This is a genomic window from Kitasatospora sp. NPDC007106 (assembly GCF_040634455.1).
Classification (GTDB): domain Bacteria; phylum Actinomycetota; class Actinomycetes; order Streptomycetales; family Streptomycetaceae; genus Kitasatospora; species Kitasatospora arboriphila.
Map to the genome: position 1 here is coordinate 1 of NZ_JBEYFP010000981.1, position 2,047 is coordinate 2,047.

At 75.4% G+C, this 2,047-nt stretch carries 3 protein-coding genes and 2 pseudogenes; 3 read left to right on the top strand and 2 right to left on the bottom strand.

The annotated features are described in order from the left end of the window. A pseudogene (locus ABZ641_RS34745) lies at nt 1-258 on the bottom strand (hypothetical protein); the annotation flags it as partial. Between the two features lie 128 nt (nt 259-386). Between ABZ641_RS34745 and ABZ641_RS34750 the strand changes: the two are divergent. Beyond that, nucleotides 387-653: pseudogene (locus ABZ641_RS34750) on the top strand (SpoIIE family protein phosphatase); the annotation flags it as partial. 95 nt (nt 654-748) lie between these two features. Beyond that, the gene (locus ABZ641_RS34755) at nt 749-871 is read left to right on the top strand and encodes a hypothetical protein (protein ID WP_359988357.1); all 123 of its coding nucleotides are present in this window, start codon (nt 749-751) and stop codon (nt 869-871) included. Between the two features lie 53 nt (nt 872-924). Here ABZ641_RS34755 and ABZ641_RS34760 read toward each other — a convergent pair whose 3' ends face one another. Then, nucleotides 925-1,380 carry a hypothetical protein gene (locus ABZ641_RS34760; protein WP_359988353.1) on the bottom strand — a complete coding sequence of 152 codons (456 nt, stop codon included), beginning with the start codon at nt 1,378-1,380 and terminating at the stop codon, nt 925-927. Nucleotides 1,381-1,455: 75 nt separating this feature from the next. On the opposite strand from ABZ641_RS34760, the gene ABZ641_RS34765 reads away from it, so the two are divergent. After that, nucleotides 1,456-2,047, top strand: a 592-nt coding sequence (locus tag ABZ641_RS34765) for a M15 family metallopeptidase (protein ID WP_359988355.1), incomplete at its 3' end; no start/stop codon positions are given.

The window sequence follows — 2,047 nt, forward strand, 5'->3', positions numbered from 1 at the left end:
CTCTCCAGCGCGCACCACGCCGACCGGCCGGTCGCCATCACCGCCGCCCTGGTGGTCGGCGCCCTCGCCGGGCTCGCCGCGTGGCTGCGCAGCCGCCGGTCCGAACGGCTGGCCCGCACCGAGGAGACCTCCGCCGCCCTGCAGCACGCCGCCCTGCACCCCGTGCCCGCCCGCCTCGGGGAACTGCACCTCGCCGCGCTCTACCGGCCCGCCACGGCGGACACCGGGATTGGCGGCGACTTCCTGGAGGCCGTGCACACCCCGTACGGCACCCGGCTGCTGATCGGCGACGTCCGGGGCAAGGGGCTGCAGGCGGTGCAGACCGTCACCGACCTGCCGGGTGCTTCCGCAGCCAGGCCCACGAGACCGCGGACCTCGGCGAACTCGTGGCCCGGCTGGACCGGCAGGCCGTCCGCGCCGCGGCCGCCCGCGGCGACGACGAACTGTTCGCCACCGCGCTCGTCCTGGAGCACCGCGGCGGCAGCACCGTCGACACCGTCAACTGCGGGCACCTGGCGCCGCTGGCGGTCGGGCCGGCCGGCGCCCGCGAGGTCGACGTCCCCGCCCTGCTGCCGCTCGGCCTCGGCGCCCTCGGCAGCGGCGCCGCACCCGCGGCGACCCGGATCGCCCTGCAGGACGGCGAGACCCTGGTGCTGCACACCGACGGCCTGAGCGAGGCCCGCAACTCCTCCGGCGAGTTCTACCGCTCGCCGAACGCCTCTCCGCGGCGCCCGTCGGCCCCGACGGCGTGGTGCGCCACCTCGCCTCGGACGTCGGCGACTGGACCCACCACCTCACCGACGACATCGCCGTCATCGCGCTCACCCGCCCCGCGCCCGAGCCGGCCGAGCCCGCCGTGGTGGCCGCCTGACACGTCTGACCGCCGTCCGGGCCGACCGCGACTGCCGCGGGCCGGCGGGGCGGTCAGTGCGTGACCGCGCCGACGCTGCGGACCCAGACGGCGAAGGGCTCGGGCTCGGGCACGGGCACGGTCTCCGAGGGATCGTGCACCTCGTCGAGGTCCGGCCAGGGGACCAGACCCGGCGTCAGGTCGCCCAGGAACGCCTCGACGACCGGGCCGAGATCGTCGGAGGGCACGTACGCCCCGCCGAAGGGCAACGCGTCCGCGGCCACCGAACCGGTCGAGCACCGGAGCTGCCCGGCCTGCTCGTCGTGCCACACGTAGAAGGTCACCACCCCCGGGAAACCCATCCCGCGGACGCGGCGCCGGATGCACTCGGCGGTCCTTTCGAAGGCGGTGACCACCTCCGGCACGGTCAGCGCCCGTCCGTCCTCCTCCTCCGCACCCAGCCACCAGGTGTTGGTCCGCCACTCCACCCGCCGGTCGTCCGGCTCCAGCACCAGTGGTTCGTCGGCCACTTCGGCAATCCATCTCAGCAACATCCCAGCAGTGTCCCGCCCCGGCCGGGACACCGGGCCCTACGCTCGGGAGCCATGATCCTGCTGAGCGATCCCCGGGTTGCCGAAGTCCCCGTTCACGAGTGCGGCGAGCCGCTCGTGGAGATCTCCTCCGTTCCGGCGATCGCCCTGGACCCCCGGGAGCGGGACGCGGCAGGGACGTACGGCCGGGTCAGGGCGGGTGCGCTCGAACGTCTCCGCTCGGCGGCCGGGACGCTCCCGGACGGTGTCGGGCTCCTCGTCGTGGAGGGGCACCGCAGCAGCACCGAGCAGGCGCGGCGGTTCGCCCGCTACGAGGACCGCCTGCGCCGGTCGGGCATCACGGACCCCGTCGAACTGCGGCACCGGGCCAGTGCCTTCGTCTCCCCGGTCGAGGTGGCGCCGCACTGTGCAGGGGCCGCCCTCGACCTGACCCTCGTCGATGCCGAGGGGGTCGAACTGGACATGGGCGGGGCCGTCAACGGCCACCGCAGCGGGGACGATCGCTCCTGCCCGCTGGACGCCCCGGGACTGTCCGCCCGGGCCCGCCACAACCGCGACCTGCTGGCCCGGACCATGAGCGGGGCGGGTTTCGTCAACTACCCCACCGAGTGGTGGCACTGGTCCTACGGCGACCGGTACTGGGCGC